This window comes from Thalassotalea euphylliae, assembly GCF_003390335.1.
Taxonomy (GTDB): Bacteria; Pseudomonadota; Gammaproteobacteria; order Enterobacterales; family Alteromonadaceae; genus Thalassotalea_F; species Thalassotalea_F euphylliae_B.
Genome location: NZ_QUOU01000001.1, coordinates 3827046 through 3849710, shown reverse-complemented (window position 1 = coordinate 3849710; position 22665 = coordinate 3827046). Strand labels below are relative to the sequence as shown.

Genomic DNA, 22665 nt, shown 5'->3' with positions numbered 1-22665 from the left:
CTGAAATTTAATCCGTTTATTTAGTTGTGGTCAGCACCACAGCGTGAATTTTTATTAGTTGAAGAATTGTCTTCTAAATTTGGTTTATCAAAATGTTTGTAAAGTTAATGACAAAAGTTTTCGGAAGTCGCAACGACCGACTACTGAAAAAAATGCGCAAAGATGTGGCTACAATTAATGCTCTTGAGCCAACAATTGAAGCACTGAGTGACGAAGAGTTAAAGGCAAAAACGGCTGAGTTCAAATCGCGCATCGAACAAGGTGAATCATTAGAAGTTATTCTTCCTGAAGCCTTTGCTGTTGTGCGTGAAGCAAGTAAGCGTGTATTTGGTATGCGCCACTTCGACGTGCAAATGATTGGTGGCATGGTACTTAACCAAGGTAAAATTGCAGAAATGCGCACGGGTGAGGGTAAAACCTTAACGGCGACGTTACCAACGTACCTTAATGCCCTTTCTGGCAAAGGCGTGCACGTTGTTACGGTCAATGATTACTTAGCAAAGCGCGATGCTGACTGGTCTCGTCCACTATTTGAATTCCTAGGCTTAACCGTTGGCTGTAATATTCCGGGGATGTCGCAGCCGGAAAAGCATGAAGCTTACCAAAGCGATATTACCTACGGTACGAACAACGAGTTTGGCTTTGACTATCTACGCGATAATATGGCGTTTTCGGCAGGTGATCGCGTTCAGCGTCCGCTAAACTTCGCCGTCGTGGATGAGGTTGATTCGATCTTAATTGACGAAGCGCGTACGCCGTTGATTATTTCTGGTCAAGCGGAAGACAGCTCTGAACTTTATCGCGCAATTAATACCATAGTGCCGACCTTAGAGCGCCAAAGTGAAGAAGACAAAGACGAAGATACAGGCCAGTCTGAAGATTTCGTCGTTGGTGATTACACGATTGACGAGAAAGCCAAGCAGATTTACTTAACTGAGCGCGGCCAAATCAATATTGAAGAGATTCTGCAAGCGCGCGGCCTGATTAAAGAAGGCGAGTCATTATTCGCGGCAGCTAATATTTCTTTACTTCATCATGTGATGGCGGCATTGCGTGCGCACAATCTATTCCAAAAAGACGTTGACTACATCGTTAAAGATGATGAGATTGTTATTGTTGACGAGCACACTGGCCGTACGATGGAAGGCCGTCGTTGGTCTGAAGGCTTGCATCAAGCAGTTGAAGCCAAAGAAGGCGTACGTATTCAAAACGAAAACCAAACGCTTGCTTCTATTACGTTCCAAAATTTCTTCCGTATTTACGAAAAGCTGTCTGGTATGACAGGTACAGCAGATACAGAAGCGTTCGAATTTAACCATATTTATGGTTTAGAAACCGTGATCATCCCAACCAACAGAGAGATGATCCGCAAAGACATGGCTGATCTTATCTATCTGACGGCGGAAGAGAAATACGAAGCTATTCTTGAAGACATTAAAGACTGCGTTGAGCGTGGTCAGCCTGTACTTGTCGGTACCATTAGCATTGAAACGTCTGAGTTTTTATCGGCATTCCTTAAAAAAGCCAAAATTAAACACAAAGTACTTAATGCGAAATTCCATGCGCAAGAAGCGGAAATTGTTGCAGAAGCGGGTAAAATTGGCGCAGTGACTATTGCCACCAATATGGCCGGACGTGGTACAGATATCGTACTAGGCGGTAATTTAGAAGCTGCGCTTGCCAAGTTGAATAACCCAACAGAAGCGCAAATTGAAAAAGCCAAAACAGCATGGCAAGAAGAGCACGACAAAGTGCTTGAACTTGGTGGCTTGCATATTATTGCCACTGAACGTCATGAATCTCGCCGTATCGATAACCAGCTGCGCGGCCGTGCTGGTCGTCAAGGTGATGCGGGTTCTTCGCGTTTCTACTTATCAATGGAAGATGGCTTAATGCGTATCTTCGCTTCAGAGCGCATTGCAAATATGATGCGTAAACTGGGGATGGAGCGCGGTGAAGCGATTGAGCACCCATGGGTAACCAAAAGCATTGAAAATGCACAGCGTAAAGTTGAAGGTCGTAACTTTGATATTCGTAAGCAGCTGCTTGAATTTGATGATGTCGCCAATGATCAACGTAAAGTGATTTACGAGCAACGTAACGAGTTGTTGGATGAAAGTGACATTGGTGAAGTAATTTCAGTGGTTCGCAGCGATGTGATCAACGGTGTGATTGATCAACATATTCCACCACAGTCGCTTGAAGAGATGTGGGATGTTACTGGCCTTGAAGAGCGCTTAAAAGGTGAATTTAGTACCGAGTTAGCAGTTGCTCAATGGCTAGATGAAGACAAGAGCCTACACGAAGAAACATTGCGTGAAAAAATTGTTGGTGAATTTGAAAACGCATACCGTGAGAAAGAAGAAATGGTCGGCGAAGATGTACTTCGTCAGTTCGAGAAAGCAGTAATGCTGCAAAGCTTGGATTCACACTGGAAAGAGCATTTATCAGCGATGGATCACTTGCGCCAGGGCATTCACTTGCGCGGTTATGCACAGAAAAACCCTAAGCAAGAATACAAGCGTGAATCGTTTGAGTTATTCTCAGAAATGTTGGATAACTTGAAATACGACGTAGTAGGCATTTTAAGTAAAGTTAGAATTCAAGCTGAATCTGATGTGGAAGCCGTTGAAGAGCAACACCGCAAAGCAGAAGAAGGGCCAAAAAACTTTGAACACCAAAGCGCTGAAAACGAAGTAGCACCACAGCAACGTCAACCGCGTGTTGGTCGCAATGACCCTTGCCCTTGTGGTTCAGGCAAAAAATACAAGCAATGTTGTGGTAAGTTAAGCTAATAAGCGTTCACAACCAGCAAATAATGAAAGGGGATTAACATCCCCTTTTTTATGGGCGCTAGTGCGGTGTACTGCTGAATTACAAGAGCATGTGTGGGCGTCAATATGTGCTGCAGAAATCAAATAAAAAGCTAATAAAGAGATATTTATGAAATTAGTACACGTAGCCGTTGGTGTTATTGTTAGTAATCAACACCTATTCCTTACCAGACGTCATGCAGAGGCTCATCAAGGTGGAAAATGGGAGTTTCCCGGGGGCAAGGTGGAATCTAATGAAACGGTTGCTCAAGCGCTGTCTAGGGAGCTTAAAGAAGAAGTTGCAATCGATGTGTTAGCTTGCCAGCCGTTAATGGAAATTAACCATGACTATGGCGACAAGCAGGTTAAGCTCGATATCTTTCTTGTTGACCAGTTTACTGGCGAGCCAAGCTCTCAAGAGGGGAACGATGAGCAGTGGGCGAGTATTGATAGTTTAGGATTGCTTGAGTTTCCCGCTGCCAATCAAGTGATTGTCGAAAAGTTACAGGCGATGTATCGCGAATAGCGACTTTCATTGTATAACTAAAAAACAGTGGTCACGTTTAAGTGGTCACTGTGCTGTTTGTTGCTAAGCCAAAAGCTATCGAACATTTTCTACTGACTTAGTGTAGCTAAGTTCTTAACACTACTCCGGCTCGACAAAAAATTTGTGGTGCTGTAAAAATTGGTCTTCAAGCGCATCAAGCATTTCTTCTGATATTGGCTCAGCACTTTGTACGGGTTGGGATATTTTGTGATTTTCTTCCGCCCAATCACCTAAATCAATCAGTTTACACCGCTCAGAGCAAAATGGGCGATGTTCACTGCTTGCTTGCCAAATAACGGGTTTGTCGCAGGTCGGGCATTTTACTGTCGTTGTCATAACTTAACTTTGTGATTAGGGAACTAGTGGCGGCGAGTATAGCGCTAGCATCTGGCTAGTTCAAATTGTGTGGTTTGCTTTGAGTATTTTCGACCTGTTTGCTCGCAAGGTAGCATAAATCGAATGGAGTAACGGAGCCTGTTACCACTAACGGTAGGGTAATAGTTAGCGTTTTTATCAACTTTGATGCGCAGCAACAGCAAGCCTTCGCCATTGTCTTGATAAAAGCCTGTATCGCTTTTTATCAACTCAAAATTGCCTCGTTGACGGATAAAACGCAAAACTAAATTGATGGCCTCTTGCAATAGCGCAAACTTTGCCAGCCAAGCAGAGATATCACTAGCGATTTGTGTTTGGCATCGCGATAACCAAAATTGGAGCTGGGGTAAGTCGAAAAGCGAACTACCGCCTTGAATGGCAAAGCGTTGTTTGAGTGACGCGATTAATTTGTCGTGCTTGAGTTCGTGCCACGCTTGCTTATTCGACCGCAGTTGGCAAACATAGCCCACTATTTGCTTTAGGTTTTGCTCAAGCGCTTTAGTGTCTATCTCAGGTGATTTCGACCAAACCACTAAGTGCTGCTCTAAGCGCTCGAGATCTTTAATTAATTCACCGCGAATATCGTTGCGATCGAGCGTGTCAAAAATGGCAAATAGCGCGTTGAAGTAAACTTGGTAGTGATCAGTGATATACTCAGCCTGGCATTTACTCGCTTGAACAAAAAGCTGCTCAAGCTTGAGGTAATTGCGTATGCGCTCGTTAAGCGGGTGCTCGTATAAAACTGACATCGAAACAGGTATAAAAGGGCTAGATTCGCTTATACTAACGATTGGGCTGCAAAATGGCGAATATTTTCATTAAATTGTCATATGCGCCGCGTACTAGGTTATTTTGCTAATGCCTCGTGAGTTTAATGACGCCAGCAGTGCGGTGTTAGGCATAGAGCAGCCAGCACAGCTAAGCCTTTGTCGCCATCAACAGGTACTGTTGGTGAAGCGCCTTAACTTGTTGCTCTACTTCCAACAAGCTAGGGGACGTGTTGTTGATGATATCATCTGCTTTACTTAGTCGCTCTTCACGCGACACTTGAGCGGCAATGATGTTGTTAATAATGTCTGGCGATGAGCCATCGCGTTTTAACGTGCGCTCAATTTGCTGGTCTTTTGTCACGTCGATTACCAGTATGCGAGCCACCTGCTCTGTCAGCCCGTTTTCAATAAGCAGTGGCGCCACTAGGATTTTATAGCGAGATTTTGCGCGCGCGAGTTGGGCAAAAATTTCTTCTCGAATAAGTGGGTGTAGCAATTGGTTTAACCACGCTTTGGCGGTTTCATCGCTAAAGACTTTGCTTCTCAGCTGTGCGCGATCAAGGGTGCCATCATCAGCTAATATGGATTCACCGAAATGGTCAACAATTTCTGCTAAACCTTTAGTGCCGGGCTCAACCACTTGGCGTGCGACAACGTCAGCATCGACAATATCAATACCGAGTTTGACGAACATGTTAGCAACTGTGGTTTTACCGCTGCCAATACCACCTGTTAATCCTATGATCATGCGTTTTACTTACCTAGCTTACTTAATCTAAAAGGTCTACTTTGACCTACCTATCTGAGTTACTTAATTTACTACAAGGCCAACTTTGCTAAGTACCATTGCCAGATTGAATTACCCCAAAGTAAGCAAACCCAGCCAGCAACCGCGAGATAAGGGCCAAATGGAATGGCTTGGTCGCGTTGGTGGTTTTTAAACAGCATCAGCGAAATCCCTACGATAGCGCCCACCAATGAGGCCATCAGGATCAGCAGCGGTAATAATTGCCAGCCCATCCAGGCACCAAATAATGCCATCAGCTTGAAATCGCCATATCCCATGCCTTCTTTGCCCGTTAATAGTTTGAATAACCAGAATACCGAAAACAAGCTCATATAGCCGGCTATTGCGCCAATCACTGCATCTTCAATAGGCACAATGGTGCCGTTAAGGTTAATGATGAGACCAAGCCACACAAAAGGCAGTGTGATCTGATCGGGCAGTAACATATGATCCAAATCAATCATGGTGAGTGCAATCAGCGCAAAGGTCAGTAGCAATACAAAAACAGCCGTTAAGCTAACACCAAAATGGTGGGCAACAACTAAGCCTAATAAAGCGGTTGTTAACTCTATTGTCGGGTAGCGTTTTGAAATAGGGGATTTGCAGCTGCTGCATTTACCTCGGAGCATTAACCAGCTAACAACAGGAATATTTTCGTAAAACCTGATGTTGTGTCCGCAGTGAGGGCATGTGGAGTCAGGCTTTGACAAGCTGATCGGTGTTATATCTCGTGTTGGCTTTTCTGGTACTTCATCTTTTAAGAACTCACGGCATTCCGTGTACCAACCAAGCTCCATCATTTTAGGCAAGCGATAGATAACAACGTTAAGAAAGCTGCCAACCATCAGTGAAAACACAAACACAGTGCCGAGATAAAACCAGGGAAATTGCTCAAAGGCAGAAATGGTGTTCTCTAACATTTTTATTACTCAAACTTTATCTTTTTACTAAAACTAAAAAAGCCATTGTTGAAGCAATGGCTTTAATACAAATTTTCCACTTAAACGAATTGTTATACAACTTGACCTATTTGGAATATTGGTAAGTACATGGCGATAATCAAGCCACCAATTACCACACCTAAAACGGCCATAATCATAGGCTCTAGTAGAGCGGTTAAGTTATCAACGGCATTGTCTACTTCGGCTTCGTAAACGGTTGCCACTTTCGCCAGCATATCATCAACAGCACCTGACTCCTCACCGATAGCGACCATTTGTATTACCATATCAGGGAATATTTGTGAATTTCGCATCGCCAAGTTCATTTGCATACCAGAAGATACTTCGGATCGAATATCTAAAATCGCATCGCGATAAACGGCGTTACCGGACGCACCAGCAGCAGATTCTAATGCATCAATTAACGGTACACCAGCGGCGAAAGTTGTAGACAAGGTTCGTGCGTAACGAGCAACCGCAGCTTTATCTAAAATATCACCAATGACTGGAATTCTGAGTATGGATTTATCTACATTATCTCTAAACTTCTGGCTATTGCGGTGAGCACGTTTAAATAAAAAACCAATAATAAATAACGCCCCTATGCCCAAGTACCAATAAGACTGCATAACTTCAGAAATGGCAATCACCAGTAGTGTAAAAGCCGGTAGTTCTGCGCCAAAGCTTTCAAAAATCTCTTGAAAAGTAGGAACAACAAAGATGAGTAATATTGAGGTAACAACCAATGCTACGACCAAAACGGCGATAGGATAAGTAAGTGCTTTCTTTATTTTAGCTTTTAACGCCTCTGCTTTCTCTTTGTAAGTGGCAATGCGATCATAAATTGTCTCAAGTGCACCAGATTGCTCGCCTGATGCCACTAAATCACAATATAAGTCGTCAAAGTATTTAGGGTGTTCCCGTAAGCAGTCGGACAAGGGTAAACCTGATGCTAATTTATTACCTATGCTCGTCAAAAGCTCTTGCATATTGCCGTTATCATTCCCCTTGGCAATCATTTCTATGCTTTGTACTAATGGTACACCAGCACCAAGCATAGTCGCAATTTGCCTGGTGACCGTCGCAATATCTGCGGGAGTAATAGGCTTTGAACCACCGCCTATACCAAATAATGGCCTCGGTTTTTTCTTAATTTTTCCGGGCGTGATCCCTTGCTTTCTGAGCTGTGCTTTGAGCTCTAAAACGTTTGCAGCAGAAAGCTCACCATTAATTTTTTTACCTTTGCGATTAACCCCTTGCCAAATAAAAATGTCATTAGCTTTGGTTTTTACATTTTTATCTTTAGCCTTGCTTTTTGGGGGGCTACTTTTTGATGCGGAGCCTACTGCCATGTCAACTTCCCTTAGCGCCTTACAGTAATTTTAATTAGTGTGGCATTTATTAATTGGCAGTAACACGATTTATCTCAGCTAAGCTTGTGATACCACTCATTGCTTTTACTATGCCAGATTGTCTGAGGTTATTGTAGCCTTCTTTTTGGAACTGACCTGCAATATCAAGTGAGTTGCCACCTTCCATAATAATCGATGCCACTTCGCTAGTAATTTTCACTACCTCATAGATACCAACTCGACCTTTATAGCCACCTGTACATTCATCACAGCCAACAGGCTTATATATGGTAAAAGTGCCTAATTTATCTTCCGGAAAACCCAATTGACGCAAATGATCATCAGGTACATTGTCTGGCGTCTTGCATTGGGTACATAAACGGCGGGCAAGGCGTTGCGCAATAATAATACTTATTGAGCTGGCGACATTAAATGCAGGAACGCCCATATTAAGCAGGCGAGTTAGAGTTTCTGCAGCGGAGTTGGTGTGCAGTGTAGAAAGTACTAAGTGACCAGTTTGCGCTGCTTTAATGGCAATTTCTGCTGTTTCCAAATCTCGGATCTCACCGACCATGACAATATCGGGATCTTGGCGAAGGAAAGAGCGCAAAGCACTGGGAAAAGTAAGGCCTGCTTTGGTATTAATCTGAACCTGATTAATACCTTCTAAGTTAATTTCAACTGGATCTTCGGCGGTCGATATATTGCGTTCAGCAGTATTGAGAATATTCAAACCTGTGTAAAGGGAGACAGTTTTACCGGAACCTGTGGGACCTGTCACCAAAATCATTCCTTGCGGTTGATCTAACGCTTCCATATATATCGCTTTTTGCTCGGCTTCATAGCCTAACATATCAATGCCTAACATAGCGCTAGAGGAATCTAATATCCGCATTACAATTTTTTCGCCCCACATAGTAGGTAGGGTAGAAACACGAAAATCGATAGATTTCTTTTTTGATAGCGCTAACTTTATCCTACCATCTTGCGGCACACGCCGTTCGGCAATATCCAGTTTTGACATGACCTTTAACCGCGCCGCCATTCGAGAAGCGAGTGCTACAGGGGGCTTAGCTATCTCATTTAAAATACCATCGATGCGAAAGCGAATGCGGTAGGAATGTTCATATGGCTCAAAATGTAAATCTGATGCGCCTTTCTTAATAGCATCTAAAAGAATTTTATTAATATAGACAACAATAGGCGCATCATCTTGCTCTTGATTAACGCCATCATCTTCTCGTTCGTCTTCTTGAACTTCTAAGCCCGCTAATTCATTGGAGTCAATATCACTGATATTTAAGGCATCAACATCGGATTCAAGTACATCTTCGATTGCTTTTTGTAAGCTTTCTTCGTCTGCCAACACCAATTCGGTTGAAAAGCCAGTATTAAACTGTATATCTTCTAAGGCGTCGATATCAGTAGGGTCAGACATAGCAACAAACAGCACTTTACCTCTTAGATATAGAGGAAGCGCATTATGCTTTTTAATTAGCTTTTCATTTCTAACCCCTTCGGGTACGAGCGTTTTATCAAATAAAGATAAATTAATTAAGGGATAGCCAAATGTTCGAGATAGAACTGAAGCTATTGAGTTACCGTTTAAGTGTTTATCTTCGATCAAAAATCGCAAAAACGGCTTCTCTTGATCGGGATAAGAGGTATTTATTGCATCAGCTTGCTCTGAGGATATTACGTTATTCTTGGTTAATGCTGACAATAGACTTGATTGTTTATGTAGCCCTTTCATTTTATTTTTTCTCTATAAAGCCTAATTCAGTCTATCTGCTTTCAAGCAAAAAAACACTTATCTTGTTGAAATCTATGTTATCTGCATTCATCTGATATAATATTTCCCGTAATTAATTGCCTCTACTTGAGGCCATTATAATTTCTAGGAAACAGCTCTATACCTTCAACTAAACCAGAATCCGAAAATATCAGAACTGAAGTTCTTTTCTTTCCCACCAGTATTTTTAGCTTTTTAGTTTCCGCTATTTGCGCCTTTAACTCTTGCGGAAGCCGCGAATAAGGGAAAAAAGGCTTAATTTTTTGTATTTCGACTGGTAAATATCGGGTCGTGTTAAACATTAGTTTTGTGTCCAATGAGCTAACAGACATTAATTCTGGGCTCTCATCAATACGAACTAATGGAATCTTACTTAAAGTTACTACACCAAGATTACTGTGTAATTTTTGCCCTTTTAAATCTTCATTCGTAACGAGATGAAAAACACCATCCAAATGAACCAATGCAATGATTTTTTGTCCGTGGATTTGGCTTAAGCCATACCCTAATGCTGACAACTGAATAATAAAAATAACGCAAAAATCAAAACAAACTTCTCTTAGGCTCTTTTGCTCGTTTATTAGTACCAAGGTTAAAAAAGGACCAAGAATTAAGTCGATAACTGCAACGAGAGACAAAGGTAACCAAGTACCGTCTAGTAATAAAAAAGGAAAGGGAAACCAAAAAAATACAATAAGGGCGCTAACAAAAGATATAACGCAAATACTTAGTGCTAGGTGGTATTTAAAAGCTTTAATTTTGTCCATACATAAAAAAAGCCGCAATAGCGGCTTTTCGCAAAATTTATCTAAATCTAACAGATACCATTCGCAATACAAGTACCAGTCTGCTCCCATGTCAGTGTATTGTTGGCTGCTGTTGGAGTCAAAATGTATGTTGAGGCTGAAGAATCCTTACCCTTACCTTCGATTGCCTTTGTGGTAGTGTTTATAGTAACGGTATCAACTTCGGCACCTGCTTCAACTTGTGCCTTGACAGCGCCAATCTCGTCGTACTCATCACAGTTACCTAAGTTTCTATCGCCACGTGTTTGGTAACACACATCTATTGCGCTCTTTACAGATGATACAGCTAAAACTACTTCAGAAAATTTAGCTTTTTCTGTGTATGTTTGATAAGCAGGCAGTGCAACGGCTGCTAAGATACCTATAATCGCAACAACGATCATTAGTTCGATTAACGTAAAACCTTTTTGGGTTTGCTTTTTCATATTTTGAATTTTATTCATAATAATAATTCCATCTTTATTACGGGGGCTGGAGATATAGTGCAATAAAAAAACAGATATGTAAAACAATGTAACCCATTTTTTGGTTATTTTTTAATTTTGATCAAAAAAAGCTCGTTATTAACCGTTTTTTAACGAGTGGGTTGTTTTGTGAGTCATCAATTTTCACCCTAGTTTTAAGTGGCGGTTTTAGTTATTAAATTTTCTCTGCTTTTTCAGTGTGTTTTTGATAGCAACTTTACTTTAGTGAGATACAGGTCTGTGTGTTTAATAAACACAGTTAACTAAGGGCATTGATAATGACAATTGCTTGTTTCTTCTAATGTTATTTCAAGAGTCGTTATAAATACTGGCTTTAGGCTTACGGTGCGCTCAAACTCGGTAGTTAACTTATTTTGCGAAAAGTTGCTTTTTGAATTTTCAAAAAGTGTGACTTGGTAGAATATGGCTAGCTCAATACTGATTAGCTTTGCGGTAAAAAAGCTTAATGACAGCTTACTTATGTGATCGTTAGGAGAAAAGTTGGAGCGGCGAGGAACTCAAGCGAGGTTTTAGAAGTAAGTGCGATTAAGAGAAGCCTATGCCTTTATTCAGTGTAATGGCTGAAATTCAAAGGCATAGATTCTTCGATAGGTGAATATTTCTGTGCGGTATCAAATTTAGCGCTTATGAGAAGCGCATTGATAGATCTATCGCTTTCACGTGTTTAGTAAGTGCGCCAGAAGAAATGTAGTCAACACCTGCTTGTGTGTATTCTTTTAGGGTTTCAATGGTCATATTGCCAGAAACCTCTAGCTTGGTCGTTTGATTGTTTTGCTGGTTGTAAGTTTCGGTGATATGAACCGCTTGCTCTATCATGGCGGTGGTAAAGTTATCTAACATAATAATGTCACAACCTGCGCTAAGTGCTTGATTGAGCTCATCCATGCTTTCCACTTCTACTTCGACTTTTATTTCTGGCTGATTGGTGCGGGCTGTTGCAACAGCTTTATCAATGCCGCCACAAGCGGCAATGTGATTTTCCTTGATCAAGTAAGCATCAAACAAACCAATACGGTGATTATTACCGCCACCGCAGCTCACAGCGTACTTTTGTGCACTACGTAGGCCTGGAATTGTTTTGCGCGTATCTAATAATTTAGTGTTGCCGTCTGCCAACTCCGCAACATAATTGGCGGTTAAAGTAGCTGTGCCTGATAGCGATTGTAAAAAGTTCAATGCTGTTCGTTCACCCGTTAACAAAATGCGTGCATTACCGCTGATCTCAAACAGTATACTATTGGCTTTGACCCGTTCGCCGTCATTCACAAACCAAGTAATTTCTGTCTGAGTATCTTGTGCGTTATCGAGTTGTTTGAACACTTCGTTTACCCAAGCGACACCACATACAATACATTCTTCACGTGTAACCACAGTAGCAGATGCGGTGTTGGCTGCTGGGATTAACATTGCCGTTACGTCATAACTTGCATCAACGTCAGCTTGTGGTGAAAGTCCTAAGTCTTCTTTAAGGGCAAGTGCAACTGATTGGCTGATGTCTTGTTGTAAAGCGGCAGATAACATTGATGTGATTCTCTTTAAGTCTCTTGATTGGTGGAAAACAGGGGATATTGATGAAACTAACGTTGTTGTAGTACAAGTTGATTTCCAGTTTGGCGAAATTCTACCTTTTTTAGGGCACTCATGCCTAACAGAATTTCGTCGCTCTGCATACCTGGGTTAATATGGGCATCAACATCGTATAAATAAAGGTTACCGATCGATAAAGATTGTATTTTGGTGCGAAACACCCGCACGGTGCCATTAGCGGTTTGCACAGGGTAGCTACCATAACCTTCTAAACCCAGTCGCTCGGCAACGCTGGCGGGTATCGAGACTTGCGTTGCACCAGTATCAAGTAGGAAAATTACCGGCTCACTGTTGATCGTACCGCTGGTTATGTAATGACCACTGCGGTTTTGCTTTAGCGTAACACTCGCTTTACCTTGTGATGACAAGCTCGAGTCAGGCTGCTGGTTTGGATTCCATTGACGATCAAGCACCCCTTGGAATGCAAAAATTAATATGCCGAGTGCTAGTATCCAGGCAATCCATATAAAGCTACGGCCAAACGCTGAATTTTGATTATCCTTCACATTCACCTTCCACACTCACTTTCCCAGTCACCCTAGATAAGCGTTTGTTAACGCTGCTCTATTGTTTTTTCGGTTTACTGCTTGAGAACCGACAATGCTATTTTGACAAGAATACTATCGCAAGTGCGCAGGTATAACACTTTACGATAGTGAAATGTTGTCATTTGATATTATCATACGTAAATAATTGGATGTTGGCTGCACTTGTTCGCGACTATTTATGGGCGAACCATGCAGCTAGCTCATATTCGAACATTGGTAAAAATGACATGTTAACAATTCAAAACGGCTGGCTAATGGAAGCTGAACATCAACAATCGTCCCATTTTTCAGTGCGGGATACGCGTGATGAAATCAGTTTGCTGGTAGTGCACAATATTTCTTTGCCACCCGGAGAGTTTGGTGGACCATATATCACGGATTTATTTCTTGGGCGGCTGGACAAAAGCGCGGATCCTTATTTTGACGATATTTATCAATTGCAAGTCTCTGCACATTGCTTAATTCGCCGCGATGGGCAGGTAATTCAATACGTTTCTTTTGATGATAAAGCATGGCACGCTGGCGTTTCTGAATTTGAAGGGCGTGAGCGGTGCAACGATTTTTCAATAGGCATTGAGCTAGAAGGAACAGATACCACGCCATACACCGAAGAACAGTATCAACAACTGGTCAGCTTAGTAAGAAAACTGCAAGAATCTTATCCACTTATTCGCCATAATAAGATTGTTGGCCATTGCGATATTGCCCCGAATAGAAAAACAGATCCGGGAGTAGCATTCGATTGGCAACACTTTCACGCTTTACTCGATAACGATAAATAGCAGGGCAAACTAGCAGGAGCAACTATGGGGCTAATTAGTTTACTAATCTCTCTCGCCGCCGAAAAAAGCTTGTCATCACCTTATTGGCAGTTCAATTTTGCATTTGGTCATTACATGAAGATGGTGAGGCAGCAAAATTTTCATCGCAAGGTGACGGGGACATTACTGCCGCTATTGCTGCTAGCTATCCCGGTTTCATTGACTTACCTAGCGCTTAGCTTGGTTGAAGACAGCGTTTTAAACTTAGTGCTTTCTACTGCCATTTTGATTGTTTGCTTTGGCTGTGTAAAAACACGAGACACCTACAAGTGCTTTTTGCAATCGGCCTTCAAAGGTGAGCTAACGACATGCGACTTGCATTACCAACAACTATTAACCGATAAAAGCTTACCAAACTATGGCTTTGGGCAAACCTTGATCTGGTTAAACTATCGCTACTACATCTCGGTGATGATGTACTTCGTTGTATTTGGTGCGGCAGGGGCGGTATTTTATCGACTCGTTTGTAGTTTAGATGAGCAACAACATCAATTAAAAATAAAAGATCCTGAAAGCGCCGCAATTACCGACGTGTACGCTAAAGTGCTGTTTTGGGCAGACTGGCTACCTGTTCGATTGGCATCATTTGGTTTGATGATTGTCGGCCACTTTTCCAAAGCGTTTCCTATCTGGCTTGAAAATATCACTCAAATAAATAAAGCACCCCAGTGTATTTTGATTGATGTCGCCCAAAAAGCTGAAGATATCATGGTCGATGATGAAGACTGCACCGCCGAGCCGTGTTTGTTGGTAAAGCTGGCTAAGCGCAATGTCTTGTTGTGGTTTGCCATTATTGCTGTACTGACCTTAACGGGCACTATTTATTAGTGTGTTATTGATGTGCATCATTTACTAGGTGGTATTGCCTAGTACTGTCTGTCATTCAGTAAGCTCTAGGATTCCGTGAGCTCTGCGCTTCAATAATGTCTGCTAAAGTACATTCGTTCAGTGATCTATACTCAGAACAATTGACTAGAAAATGCTGCATAGCAGGCCTAACCCTAGTTTATACGTGTCAGCGAATTTAGCTTTATTGCAGTCATTTCGCTGACCTTCCTTTCTCTCCTTATTCTCTTATTTGTTTAACTCCTGCTTGGTAGGCAAACTAGTTCGTCGTGTGACGGTTTTATTTTTAGTATTGCTACAAAGAAAATTACCTTGCTGCACTTTACTATCACTGCTCTACAAGGCTTTTGAACTTCAACGTGATTGAGGCGCTCAATTGACTGGCAATAATCTGGGATTACCCGAAATTTGACTGTTCAGACCAGCGTGTGCATTTGCCAGCTAGTACCGAAAGTATCTACTTATCGCTCCAATTTCACCGCTGGCATTTCACCCGTAGTCAACTAAATTGATTTACAGTAAAACTGAATTTTGCTACTTTAATAGCAGTTAAAACCAATGGTAAGACCAATTTACCAATTTGATTGCAATTAGCAATAAAGGGAGTTGGCTGCCTGTCGCGACTTTCATCGATGAAAGTCGGCCAGTTATTAACCCGATAGCTGCTTTTGGGGTTATTGGCATTGGTGTGTTTACAGTAGCTCTTGGCTGACAACTTTCAGCAAACTGACGGCAACTGACAAAGAGCCAAAGGGTCAAGGGATTCAAGAGGCGACAACTAGAATAGAGTGGAGTTCTCGTAGAAAACATGGTGTCGATAAACAGCGTAAGAACAAAACAGCCAAAACTATCAGACATGATCATGAGCCAGTTAGAGCAAATGATCGTTGAAGGTAGTTTAAAAGCCGGGCAGAAGCTGCCGCCAGAGCGTGAATTAGCTGTGCAATTTGATGTTTCTAGACCTTCACTACGCGAAGCTATTCAAAAACTTGAAGCCAAAGGGTTAGTGACCCGTAAGCAAGGCGGCGGCACCTTTGTTAGCAATAATTTGTTGAATGGCCTGTCTGATCCGCTGTTTGATTTAATGTCTAAAAGCCACGAATCACAATTTGATTTACTGGAATTTCGTTACGGCATTGAAGGTATGTCGGCGTATTACGCAGCAATGCGCGGTACTCCAGCAGACTTTGAGGAAATCAAACGCAAACATGAAGATATTGGCAATGCGCAAATTGAAAACAACTACCGAACCGAAGCGGAAGCGGTATTTGAATTTTACATAGCAATCTGCGCGGCGTCTCACAACGCCATCATGCTGCATTTAGCACGCAGTATGTCGAGCCTGATTATCGACAATATTGAACAAAATCTAAGGGTGCTGGCACAGCGCCCCGATATCTTCTCTAAAATCACTGAATACCGCACTCAGTTGATGAATGCCATTTTAAGTGGTCAGCCGCAAAAAGCATGGGGTGCAAGTCACCGTCATTTGGCTTTAATTGAGGAAGTGTTATTAGAGTTAACCCAAGAGCGTAGTCGCATGGAACGTTCAATGCGCAGAATGCAGCGCTATTGATACGAAAATATACAGCCACCAAGGCTAGCAGCATTTTTGTGGCAAGTAGCGATACTCGCCACTGACGAGAATAAGTTAAGCGGATAGTAGATTTTTAACTATCTTTATAAGGTTTAATACCATAACAATATGGAGACTAAGTAAAATTATGTCTGAGCTCCCAAATCACTTTGATGTTGATTCTGCCGAAACACAAGAATGGTTAGAATCATTGGAAGCCGTTTTGGATAACGAAGGTCCAGAGCGTGCACATTTCATCTTAGAAAAATTAATTGATCGCGCTCGCCGTGGTGGTACGCATCTACCTTTCGATGCGACAACGGCATACGTAAACACTATTTCACCAGGCCAAGAACCGAACATGCCTGCTGATTTATCAATTGAATCGCGCATTCGTGCCGCTATTCGTTGGAATGCCATGGCATTGGTATTACGCGCCTCGAAAAAAGACTTAGAGCTTGGTGGTCATATTGGCTCGTTTGCTTCAAGTGCGATGCTTTATGATGTTGGCTTTAACCATTTCTTCAAGGCCGCTGGCCCAGAAAACGGTGGTGACTTTATTTTTGCCCAAGGTCATATTTCACCGGGTATTTATGGTCGTGCTTTCCTCGAAGGCCGTTTAACCGAAGAGCAAATGAATAACTTCCGCCAAGAAGTAGATGGTAATGGCTTATCGTCTTACCCACACCCGCATTTAATGCAAGACTTCTGGCAGTTCCCAACAGTTTCAATGGGCTTAGGTCCACTACAAGCGATTTACACTGCACGCTTCCTTAAATACTTAACGGATCGCGGCATCAAAGATTGCTCTGGTCAACGCGTTTACTGTTTCCTTGGTGATGGTGAGTGTGATGAGCCAGAATCATTAGGTGCAATTGGCCTAGCAGCGCGCGAAAGCCTAGACAACTTGTGTTTTATCGTAAACTGTAACTTACAACGCTTAGACGGCCCAGTTCGCGGTAACGGTAAAATTATTCAAGAACTTGAAGGCACGTTCCGCGGTGCTGGTTGGGAAGTGATTAAAGTCATTTGGGGCTCTTACTGGGATCCATTAATTGCGCGCGATACTTCTGGCAAGTTATTACAGCTGATGAATGAAACGGTTGATGGCGAATACCAAAACTGTAAAGCCAAAGGTGGTAAATACACCCGTGAAAACTGGTTCGGTAAATATCCAGAAACCGCTGCTATGGTCGCGAATATGTCTGATGAAGACGTATGGCGCTTAAACCGTGGTGGTCATGACCCAGTTAAAGTTTACTCAGCGTATGATCGCGCAATGAAGACGAAAGGTCGTCCGACCGTCATTCTTGCGAAAACCGTAAAAGGTTTTGGTTTAGGTCAATCGGGGGAAGCACAAAACGTTGCCCATAACGTGAAGAAAATGGATATCGAGTCGATCAAGCAGTATCGCGATCGCTTCAATATGCCAATCGCTGATGATCAGTTAGAAGATTTACCTTTCTTCCGCTTCGATGAAGACAGCCCAGAAATGAAGTACATGCGCGCTCGTCGTGAAGCGCTAGGTGGCTCATTACCGGCACGTCGCGAGCAAGCGCAAGAAGAGCTAGAAATTCCATCATTAAAAGCATTTGATGCCATTACTAAAGGCTCAGGTGATCGTGAAGTGTCATCAACTATGACCTTTGTACGCGTCCTAAATGCTTTATTAAAAGATAAGAAAATTGGTAAGCGCATCGTACCGATTATTCCTGATGAAGCGCGTACATTTGGTATGGAAGGTTTGTTCCGTCAAGTGGGTATTTACGCTAACGAAGGCCAAAAATACGTACCACAAGATGCTGACCAAGTGGCTTACTACCGCGAAGACAAGAAAGGTCAGGTACTGCAAGAAGGTATCAACGAACTAGGCGCAATGGCTTCTTGGGTTGCGTCAGGTACGTCTTACTCAACGTGTAATGCGACGACGATCCCATTCTACATTTACTACTCAATGTTTGGTTTCCAACGTGTTGGTGACTTAGCATGGGCAGCGGGCGACAGCCAAGCACGTGGTTTCTTATTAGGTGCTACGGCGGGTCGTACAACGTTAAATGGTGAAGGCTTACAGCATCAAGATGGTCATTCACATGTGCAAGCAAACCTTATCCCTAACTGTTTAACTTACGATCCAACTTATGGTTACGAAGTTGCAGTGATTGTGCGTGAAGGTTTACGCCGCATGTACGAGCAAAATGAAAACATTTTCTACTACATCACTTTGATGAATGAAAACTACCAACACCCAGCAATGCCAGAAGATAAAGCCGTTGAAGAGCAGATTATCAAAGGTATTTACCAGCTAGAGCGCGTTGAAGCAGCGGCGAAAGCAAATGTGCAGGCTAATGTTCAGTTAATGGGCTCAGGTACTATCTTGTTGCAAGTACGTGAAGCGGCGCAAATTCTTGCCAATGATTATGGCGTTTCAAGTGATGTTTACTCGGTAACTTCATTCAATGAGTTAGCGCGTGAAGGCCAAGAAGTGGTTCGTCAAAACATGTTGAACCCAGAAGCAGAGCAGCAAGTGCCATACATTGGCCAAGTGATCACCAAAGACGCTGGCCCTGCCATTGCCGCAACTGACTACGTGAAGAACTACTCAGATCAAGTACGTGCCTTTATCGACACTGACTACCGCTGTTTAGGTACTGACGGCTTCGGTCGTTCAGACAGCCGTGCAAACTTACGTCGTCACTTCGAAGTGAATGCGTCTTACATCGTGGTTGCGTCATTACACGAGTTAGCAAAACGCGGCGAAGTTGAACACAGTGTAGTGACCGAAGCGATCAAGCGTTTCAACATCGACACTAACAAGATCAACCCACTTTACGCGTAATTGGGGATTATAGGAGAACAACTATGTCTGACGTTCAAAAAATTCTTGTCCCTGATGTTGGTGGCGACGAAGTTGAAGTCATTGAAATTGGCTTTGCCGTAGGCGATATGCTGGAAGCTGAAGATGGTATTGTGACCGTTGAAACCGACAAAGCATCTATGGATATTCCAGCGCCAATGGCTGGTGAGCTTGTGGCACTGACTGTTAATGTCGGCGACAAGATCAAAGAAGGCGATGTCATCGGTGAAATAAAAGTAGCTGGTGAAGCGACAACTCAAGCGCCAGCAGCTGAACCAGCTGCGGCAGAAGCGCCTGTTCAAGTTGAAGCACCTGCACCGCAAGCAGAAGCGGCAGCACCAGCAACTGGTGGCAGTGAAGTGATTGATGTTGCTGTGCCAGATATTGGCCAAGACGGTGAAGTCGATGTCATTGACGTGCTTATCTCTGTTGGTGACGAAGTTGCCGCAGAAGATGGTTTGATCACACTTGAAACTGATAAAGCCACGATGGATGTGCCATCACCAGAAGCGGGTATCGTTAAAGAAGTGTTGGTAAGCACTGGCGACAAAGTAGGCCAAGGTTCACTAGTGATTAAGCTAGAAACTAATAGCGGCGCACCTGCTGCTATCGCAGAGCCAAAAGCCGAGCCAGCAGCTGCCCCTAAAGTTGAGCAGCCTGCAACACCAGCGCCCAAAGCGGCACCAGTACCTCACCACCCGCAAGCGGGTGAATTTAAATCAACAGGTAAAGTTTATACGTCGCCCTCTATTCGCCGCTTAGCACGCGAATTTGGCGTTGATCTTAGCTTAGTTAAAGGTACTGGCCGAAAAGGCCGTGTGTTAAAAGAAGATGTGCAGTCGTATGTGAAATACGAATTGTCACGCCCGAAAGCAAACGCGGGTAGCTCAGTTGGTAAAGGCGAAGGTGGCTTACAAGTTATTGCCCAACCTAAAGTTGATTTCAGTAAGTTTGGCGAAGTGGAAGAAGTCGCGTTAACGCGTATTCAGAAAATTTCTGGTCCAAACTTGCACCGCAACTGGGTAACCATTCCACACGTAACTCAGTTTGAAGAGGCTGACATTACCGATGTGGAAGCTTTCCGCAAAGAGCAAAACGTCATTTGTGAAAAGCAGAAAATGGGCTTTAAGATCACGCCGCTTGTATTCATTATGAAAGCGGTTGCCAATGCCTTAGCGGCATACCCGGTATTCAACTCAAGCTTGAGTGAAGACGGTGAGCACCTGATCATGAAGAAATACTTCCACATCGGTGTTGCGGTTGATACACCAAATGGCCTAGTGGTACCGGTAGTGCGTGATGTTGATAAAAAAGGCATTTACGAGCTATCAAAAGAACTACTAGAAATTAGTGTTAAAGCGCGTGAAGGCAAGCTTAAAGCGGCCGATATGCAAGGTAGCTGTTTCACTATTTCGAGCTTAGGTGGTATCGGCGGTACAGCGTTTACACCAATCGTTAACGCGCCAGACGTTGCTATTCTGGGTGTTTCGAAATCTGAGATGAAACCCAAGTGGAATGGCAAAGAGTTTATCCCACGCTTAATGTTGCCATTATCACTATCATACGATCATCGTGTGATTGATGGCGCTGTTGCAGCGCGCTTTGCTGTGCAGCTGTCGTCGGTAATGTCAGACATTCGTAAATTAGTGCTGTAAGCACACCGATTAAAGAGCCTCATTAGAGGCTCTTATTATTTTGCTAAGATATTGATTAATTGATAGCGAAGTGCCTATATTTTCAGTACACTTCGCGTCATTCAAAATAAGAATTTCATTAGTACAGCGCCAATAAAACTTGGTACTAGTATTAATCAACAAACATAACTTTGAGGTTAGCATGAGCAACGAAATTAAAACTCAGGTAGTAGTTTTAGGTGCCGGTCCTGGTGGCTACTCAGCCGCGTTCCGTGCCGCAGATTTAGGTTTAGATGTGGTTTTAGTAGAAAGCCGCAAAACATTAGGTGGCGTATGTCTAAATGTTGGCTGTATTCCATCTAAAGCTTTATTACACGTTGCTAAAGTTATCGACGATGCGGCTGATATGGCTTCTCACGGTGTTAGTTTCGGCAAGCCTGAGATTGACCTAGATAAAATTCGCGGCTGGAAAGACAGTGTCGTTGCACAGTTAACTGGCGGCTTAGGCGGTATGGCTAAGCAACGTAAAGTAACGACTGTTTACGGTTACGGTAAATTTACTTCTGATAAAACTATCGCCGTTGAAACAGAAGAAGGTACGAAAACGATTTCGTTTGACAACGCGATTATTGCCTGTGGCTCTTCAGTGGTTGACCTACCATTTATTCCAAATGATGACCCACGTGTTATCGACTCTACAGGTGCGTTAGAGCTTAAAGACATTCCAGAAGAAATGTTAGTGCTAGGTGGCGGTATTATCGGCCTAGAAATGGGTACTGTTTACAGCTCATTAGGGGCTAACGTATCGGTTGTTGAGTTTGCGGATCAACTAGTTCCTGCGGCTGATACCGACATGGTGAAAATCTACACCAAGCACAACAAGAAGCGTTTCAAAGACATTATGCTTTCAACTAAAGTTACTGCGGTTGAAGCAAAAGACGATGGCTTATACGTGACGTTTGAAGGGAAGAACGCACCTGAAGGTCAAGTGCGTTACGACAAGATCTTAGTTGCTGTTGGTCGTAAGCCAAACGGTCACTTAGTTGCTGCCGATAAAGCCGGCGTTAATGTTGATGAGCGTGGTTTTATCAATGTATCAAACGAGCTTCGCACTAACGTAAGCAACATTTTCGCTATTGGTGACGTTGTTGGTCAGCCTATGCTTGCCCACAAAGCCGTTCACGAAGCACACGTTGCTGCAGAAGTGATTGCGGGTAAGAAACACGTATTTGAACCACGTTGCATTCCTTCAATTGCTTACACAGATCCAGAAATTGCATGGGTAGGTGTGACTGAAGGTGAAGCAAAAGAGCAAGGCTTAAACATTGAAGTGGCTAACTTCCCATGGGCAGCGTCTGGCCGCGCCATTGCATCAGCACGCACAGAAGGTAAAACCAAGCTGATTTTTGAAAAAGAATCTGGCCGCGTACTTGGTGGTGCGATTGTTGGTATCAACGCTGGCGAAATGCTTGGTGAAATCTGTTTAGCGGTTGAAATGGGTGCAGACGCAGAAGATGTGGCATTAACGATCCACGCGCATCCAACACTAAACGAGTCTATCGGTTTAGCGGCAGAAGTGTTTGAAGGTTCAATTACTGACCTACCAAATGCCAAAGCAGTGAAAAAGAAAAAGTAATTAGCTAAGCTTTCTTTTTAGCAAGATGATTAAAGCCAGCGTTTATCGCTGGCTTTTTTATTGCTAGCTTTTACACTAGATAAATCACCTTGTTATAAGGATATTATTATGAAAATACTTTATTTTTGTGTGATGTCAGCTTTCGCTTTGTCTATGCAAGCTCATGCACAAGATCAAAAAGGCCAGTTTGAAACTGATTTTGATCACCGTGTGCAGTTTAAACTCGTAAAGCAAACAGATAAACAATACCACCTTGAAGTAGCGCGCTTGGGTGGTGTGTCATTTGAGCGCATGAATTTATTTACCACTCGAAAGGCAAAGCGTATTTGTGGCGATATGGGCTATAGCATTAAGTACTTAGAAGGAGTGGAGAGCTTTGACGATCGCAATGCTAAACCTAACTATATTTTCCCATCGTTGACGGTGGAGATTAGCTGTCCCTAATTTTCACACTTCATTGGTTTAATACCAATTGAAATAAATACTTAATCATTC

At 42.9% G+C, this 22665-nt stretch carries 19 protein-coding genes; 9 read left to right on the top strand and 10 right to left on the bottom strand.

The features are described from left to right. Positions 1-92: 92 nt before the first annotated feature. Together secA and mutT are read left to right on the top strand one after the other, a co-directional pair. Positions 93-2795, top strand: coding sequence for a preprotein translocase subunit SecA (gene secA, locus DXX93_RS16845; RefSeq protein ID WP_116009124.1), 2703 nt, complete (start codon positions 93-95; stop codon positions 2793-2795). Between the two features lie 148 nt (positions 2796-2943). After that, entirely contained in the window at positions 2944-3339 is a 396-nt protein-coding gene (mutT, locus tag DXX93_RS16840) for an 8-oxo-dGTP diphosphatase MutT (protein WP_116009123.1), read from the top strand. A gap of 120 nt (positions 3340-3459) precedes the next feature. Here mutT and yacG read toward each other — a convergent pair whose 3' ends face one another. The 10 genes from yacG to DXX93_RS16790 form a co-directional block, all read right to left on the bottom strand. After that, positions 3460-3696 (bottom strand): DNA gyrase inhibitor YacG, encoded by a 237-nt coding sequence (gene yacG / locus DXX93_RS16835; RefSeq protein ID WP_116009122.1) that lies wholly within the window; start codon positions 3694-3696, stop codon positions 3460-3462. Between the two features lie 44 nt (positions 3697-3740). Then, positions 3741-4484, bottom strand: coding sequence for a cell division protein ZapD (gene zapD, locus DXX93_RS16830; RefSeq protein ID WP_116009121.1), 744 nt, complete (start codon positions 4482-4484; stop codon positions 3741-3743). Positions 4485-4653: 169 nt separating this feature from the next. Next, positions 4654-5253 carry a dephospho-CoA kinase gene (gene coaE / locus DXX93_RS16825; protein ID WP_116009120.1) on the bottom strand — a complete coding sequence of 200 codons (600 nt, stop codon included), beginning with the start codon at positions 5251-5253 and terminating at the stop codon, positions 4654-4656. Between the two features lie 71 nt (positions 5254-5324). Next, complete coding sequence (locus DXX93_RS16820) at positions 5325-6212, bottom strand: prepilin peptidase (RefSeq protein ID WP_116009119.1); 888 nt, start codon at positions 6210-6212, stop codon at positions 5325-5327. A gap of 92 nt (positions 6213-6304) precedes the next feature. Then, complete coding sequence (locus DXX93_RS16815; RefSeq protein WP_116009118.1) at positions 6305-7585, bottom strand: type II secretion system F family protein; 1281 nt, start codon at positions 7583-7585, stop codon at positions 6305-6307. 49 nt (positions 7586-7634) lie between these two features. Further along, positions 7635-9338 carry a type IV-A pilus assembly ATPase PilB gene (pilB, locus tag DXX93_RS16810; protein ID WP_116009117.1) on the bottom strand — a complete coding sequence of 568 codons (1704 nt, stop codon included), beginning with the start codon at positions 9336-9338 and terminating at the stop codon, positions 7635-7637. 122 nt (positions 9339-9460) lie between these two features. After that, positions 9461-10144, bottom strand: coding sequence for a hypothetical protein (locus DXX93_RS16805; protein ID WP_116009116.1), 684 nt, complete (start codon positions 10142-10144; stop codon positions 9461-9463). Positions 10145-10191: 47 nt separating this feature from the next. After that, positions 10192-10626 (bottom strand): pilin, encoded by a 435-nt coding sequence (locus tag DXX93_RS16800; RefSeq protein ID WP_309545403.1) that lies wholly within the window; start codon positions 10624-10626, stop codon positions 10192-10194. A 666-nt stretch (positions 10627-11292) separates the two neighbouring features. Further along, the gene (gene nadC / locus DXX93_RS16795; RefSeq protein ID WP_116009115.1) at positions 11293-12189 is read right to left on the bottom strand and encodes a carboxylating nicotinate-nucleotide diphosphorylase; all 897 of its coding nucleotides are present in this window, start codon (positions 12187-12189) and stop codon (positions 11293-11295) included. A gap of 56 nt (positions 12190-12245) precedes the next feature. Further along, positions 12246-12761 carry a retropepsin-like aspartic protease family protein gene (locus DXX93_RS16790; RefSeq protein WP_258872696.1) on the bottom strand — a complete coding sequence of 172 codons (516 nt, stop codon included), beginning with the start codon at positions 12759-12761 and terminating at the stop codon, positions 12246-12248. Positions 12762-13030: 269 nt separating this feature from the next. Between DXX93_RS16790 and ampD the strand changes: the two genes are divergently transcribed. From ampD to DXX93_RS16750, 7 genes are all read left to right on the top strand, one after another. Beyond that, complete coding sequence (gene ampD / locus DXX93_RS16785; protein ID WP_116010013.1) at positions 13031-13585, top strand: 1,6-anhydro-N-acetylmuramyl-L-alanine amidase AmpD; 555 nt, start codon at positions 13031-13033, stop codon at positions 13583-13585. A 24-nt stretch (positions 13586-13609) separates the two neighbouring features. Then, on the top strand, positions 13610-14452 hold the full coding sequence (gene ampE / locus DXX93_RS16780; protein ID WP_116009113.1) for a beta-lactamase regulator AmpE: 843 nt from the start codon (positions 13610-13612) through the stop codon (positions 14450-14452). 826 nt (positions 14453-15278) lie between these two features. After that, positions 15279-16046, top strand: a complete 768-nt coding sequence (gene pdhR / locus DXX93_RS16770) for a pyruvate dehydrogenase complex transcriptional repressor PdhR (protein ID WP_116009111.1) — start codon at positions 15279-15281, stop codon at positions 16044-16046. A 148-nt stretch (positions 16047-16194) separates the two neighbouring features. Then, a complete protein-coding gene (gene aceE / locus DXX93_RS16765; RefSeq protein ID WP_116009110.1) occupies positions 16195-18882 on the top strand; it encodes a pyruvate dehydrogenase (acetyl-transferring), homodimeric type in 2688 nt (895 codons plus the stop codon). A 23-nt stretch (positions 18883-18905) separates the two neighbouring features. Beyond that, entirely contained in the window at positions 18906-20555 is a 1650-nt protein-coding gene (aceF, locus tag DXX93_RS16760) for a dihydrolipoyllysine-residue acetyltransferase (RefSeq protein WP_116009109.1), read from the top strand. A 181-nt stretch (positions 20556-20736) separates the two neighbouring features. After that, entirely contained in the window at positions 20737-22170 is a 1434-nt protein-coding gene (lpdA, locus tag DXX93_RS16755; RefSeq protein WP_116009108.1) for a dihydrolipoyl dehydrogenase, read from the top strand. A gap of 108 nt (positions 22171-22278) precedes the next feature. After that, positions 22279-22614, top strand: a complete 336-nt coding sequence (locus DXX93_RS16750; RefSeq protein WP_116009107.1) for a hypothetical protein — start codon at positions 22279-22281, stop codon at positions 22612-22614. The last annotated feature ends 51 nt before the right edge of the window (positions 22615-22665 follow it).